The organism is uncultured Methanobrevibacter sp. (assembly GCF_937906425.1).
In the GTDB taxonomy this organism is placed as follows: Archaea; Methanobacteriota; Methanobacteria; order Methanobacteriales; family Methanobacteriaceae; genus Methanobrevibacter.
In genome coordinates this window covers 1-3,769 of sequence record NZ_CALCYR010000305.1, presented here as the reverse complement: position 1 = coordinate 3,769, position 3,769 = coordinate 1, and the positions used below count along the sequence as shown (strand labels likewise).

Genomic DNA, 3,769 nt, shown 5'->3' with positions numbered 1-3,769 from the left:
ACATAATATATTATTTGTCAGTCATCTATAATAAAAGTTTGGTAAATTACTATAATTATTATATCCTTATCTTATTTTTTTAGTATTATTCTCTTATTATTTTTTTATTTATCCTATTTTTACTAATTTTTAATTATTTATATTTTCCTTTAAATTTTTTAAATCCTTATTTTATTGATCAATAATTAATTTACTTGTTTTATCAATTAAAATGTCTGTAATGTGTATGGTCTCTAGCTCTTTTTGTGGAATTTCATATAAGTTCATTAAAATTGATTCGTCAGCCTCTAAAACAGCATCATTTCTTTCAAAGATATTGGATAATTCATCAACAAAGTAATCTGGACAATCGATCATTACAACCCCTATATTCATTTGCCCTTCCTTAAGTCCAAGCAATTTAAATGCCTTTGAAATCTGTCTTTGGGCAGATGTTCTAAGCAATATTTCAATTCCCAGGTCATTGGCTAGGTTTTCACCTCTTTCAAATGCCTTCATTGCATGAACAGTTCCATGCTCAAGGTGTTTTTTACCGGCTATTGCATCTGCATCCATCAATTGAATTATTCCAACATCACAACATGTGTTTCTAATATTTTCAACCATGTCCAATGTTTTTGGAATGCTTTCAATCTTTCCGGTGAAACCTAAAATTTCAATGTTTTCCAAATTAGCCAATTCTTTGTCATTCATTTTATCACTAAAATTATGAATTGAGTATATTAATTTCATTAACTTAATTAATTTAACAGTTTTTTTATTTATTTTTTAATTTTCTGTTTATTATAATTAAACAGTTTTTCTTATTTATTTTCCAATAATCTGTTTAGAGAATTTAAATGCTTATTTATTTTCCAATAATCTGTTTAGAGAATTTAAATGCTTATTTATTTTCCCATAAGCTGTTTAGAGAATTTAAATATTTATTCATTTTCCAATAATCTGTTTACGCCGTCAATATAAGCTTCAATACTTGCATTTATAATGTCCGGTTCTGTTGCCCTTGCAGAAATTATCTTGTCTGCGGAACTTAACTTGACAATCACTTCAATAAGTGCGTCTGTTCCTCCTGTAACTGCATCTACGTGATATTCCTCAAGTTGGATGTCTGCAAAGTTCTTGATTCCCTTGTTTACTGCATTGATTGCAGCATCAACAGGACCAATACCGACATCAGCTTCTATTATTTCATCATCATCAATGTTTAACTTTATTGAAGCTGTAGGCCTAATTTTATTTCCTGAAACGATTGTAAGTTCATCCAGATTGATTTTCTTTTCCATTTCAATGTTTAGGACATGCTCTGCAATTGCTTCCAAATCAGTATCTGTAACTGTCTTTCCCTTGTCGCCAAGGTCCTTTACCTTATGGAATATCTCTTCAAGCTGTTCATTGTTTACCTCAAGGCCTAATTCCTTAAGTCTATTGTTCAATCCCTTTGTGCCTACATGCTTTCCAATTATGAACTTACGTCTGTGACCTACAAGTTCAGGCATTATCGGTTCATAGGTTGCACTGTTTTTTATAACTCCATCTGCATGAATTCCAGATTCGTGTGCAAATGCATTTTCCCCTACAATTGGCTTGTTTGGGGCAAGATAGGCATTGCTTAATCTTGAAACAAGTTTTGAAGTATTGTAAATTTGATCGATTTTAATGTCGGTTGTGTATTGCCTTTCATTATCCTTGTATAATGTTTCAAGTGAAACCACAACCTCTTCTATTGCAGCATTTCCAGCCCTTTCTCCAAGTCCGTTTATTGTTCCATGGAATCTGCTTGCTCCTCCATCAATTGCAGATAGGGTATTTGCCACAGCAAGTCCAAAATCATTGTGGCAGTGTACACTGACTGGAACTCCAAGGCCGATAAAGTTTTTATAGAATTGGAATGATTTTAATGGAGTCAATATTCCAAGGGTGTCACAAGGACAGATTCGGTCTGCTCCAGCATCTATGGTTGACTTGAAGACTTTTTTAAGGTAATCGATTTCTGTTCTGCTTGCATCTTCTGCTGAAAGCTCTACGATTAATCCATGATCCTTTGCATATTCCACTACAGCTATTGCCTCTTCAATCATCTCTTCCTGGGATTTCTTGAGTTTGTATTTTAAATGTAAATCTGAAGTTGGAACTACAATATTCACTGCATCGACATCACATTCAAGGCAGCAGTCAACATCCTTGAGAAGAGTTCTTGAAAAGCTCATGATTTCTGCATTGAATCCCTGTGATGTAATCTCCTTGATAGCCATTCTTTCCCCACTTGATGTAATTGCAGAACCTGCTTCAATTGTGTTTATTCCTATTTCATCAAGCTTGCTGGCTATTCTTAACTTTTTATTTGCATTTAGAGAAATTCCTGGAGTTTGTTCTCCGTCTCTAAGAGTAGTGTCCAAAACTTCTATTTTCATTTTATCACTATTAAATTTCAATTAATCAATAGGATTATTATTTTTTTATTTTAAATTTTCTTTGACAATCCTTTGGCTTATTTTATTATTCCATTTCCTTTCTAAACCATCTTACGGTTTCTCTTAACTGTTCCTCAAATTTGTCGTCGTCAGGTTTGAAATTGATCTTTTCAAGCTTTGAAATGTCTGCCAATGAGTGTTTAATGTCTCCAGGTCTTTCATCAAGGTATTTTACTTCAATGTCTGATTCAAGAACATCCCTTATGACTTCAAATAGGTGATTGATTGTCATAGATTTTCCTAAAGCTACATTAATTACTCCATTGTAGTCTGATTCTGCAGCCTTTATGTTTGCCTTTGCAATTTCCTTTACATAAATAAAGTCTCTGCTTTGCTCTCCATCTCCGTAGATGACAGGACTTTCTCCATTTAAAATTGCTGAAATGAATTTAGGGATTACTGCAGCATAAGGTGAATTTTCATCTTGTTTTGGACCGAAAACATTGAAATATCTTAGCGCCACATAATTTAATCCATAGGATTCGTTAAATGATTTAAGGTATAATTCACAGCTTGCCTTCTGTGCGGCATAAGGAGAGCAAGGCATGAAGTTTTCACTTTCCTTAAGTGGCATATTAGGGTTTTCACCATAAACCGCTGAGGATGAGGAGAAAATGATCTTTTTAACATCATTGTTTTTTGCTGCAATGAATAATTTTACACTTGCATCAATGTTGTTTTCGTTATAGCTTAAAGGTTCTGCAACACTTCCCGGAACGCTGGCTAATGCTGCAAGGTGGAAAACATAGTCGATTCCATTAAGGATCTCTTCCAAATCACAGTTGTTTAAATCCTCTTTTATAATTTTTAGGTTTTCATGCTCCGGATCTTTTAGGTTTTCAAGTTTTCCACTTGACATATTGTCTATGACTATTACCTTATTGTCATCTAAAAGCTCTTCCACGATGTGTGAACCTATAAATCCTAATCCGCCGGTTACTACAATATTTTTATTCTTCATAAAATCGGTCCTTTTATGTTTTTAGTGATTAAAATAAATTTTATTTTTTTTCATTTTAAAAATGAATTATTTTAAATGTTTTTTTTGATTATTAAATTGAATAAATGAAATAATCATTTTTTATGTATTTTTTTTGAATAAATGAAATATTCCTCTTTTAAAAGTTCTTATTCAAAATCATTTTTCAAATACAAATTTTTAATTTTCAATTAGTATATATTATTATAAATTTATATTTTAATACTATTTTAATATTTTGTAAACTTTATTTTGTTTTCATTTGTATACCTGATTTTGTTTTCATTTGTATACCTGATTTTGTTTTCATTTTTCATTT

The 3,769-nt window shown here is 31.6% G+C and carries 3 protein-coding genes; all 3 read right to left on the bottom strand.

Annotated features, from left to right (window positions below):
- Positions 1-171 precede the first annotated feature (171 nt).
- The 3 genes from cgi121 to Q0138_RS09015 all read right to left on the bottom strand — a co-directional run bounded on the left by cgi121 (position 172) and on the right by Q0138_RS09015 (position 3,432).
- Positions 172-693, bottom strand: coding sequence for a KEOPS complex subunit Cgi121 (cgi121, locus tag Q0138_RS09025; protein WP_297983701.1), 522 nt, complete (start codon positions 691-693; stop codon positions 172-174).
- A gap of 230 nt (positions 694-923) precedes the next feature.
- Positions 924-2,411, bottom strand: a complete 1,488-nt coding sequence (locus Q0138_RS09020; protein WP_297983698.1) for a (R)-citramalate synthase — start codon at positions 2,409-2,411, stop codon at positions 924-926.
- Positions 2,412-2,496: 85 nt separating this feature from the next.
- Positions 2,497-3,432: an SDR family oxidoreductase gene (locus Q0138_RS09015; protein ID WP_297983695.1), complete on the bottom strand. Its 936-nt coding sequence runs from the start codon at positions 3,430-3,432 to the stop codon at positions 2,497-2,499.
- Between the last annotated feature and the right edge of the window lie 337 nt (positions 3,433-3,769).

Coding starts and splice junctions, on each gene's coding strand:
- Q0138_RS09020 (WP_297983698.1), bottom strand. CDS start 2,411: ATGAAAATAGAAGTTTTGGACACTACTCTTAGAGACGGAGAACAAACT.
- Q0138_RS09015 (WP_297983695.1), bottom strand. CDS start 3,432: ATGAAGAATAAAAATATTGTAGTAACCGGCGGATTAGGATTTATAGGT.
- cgi121 (WP_297983701.1), bottom strand. CDS start 693: ATGAATGACAAAGAATTGGCTAATTTGGAAAACATTGAAATTTTAGGT.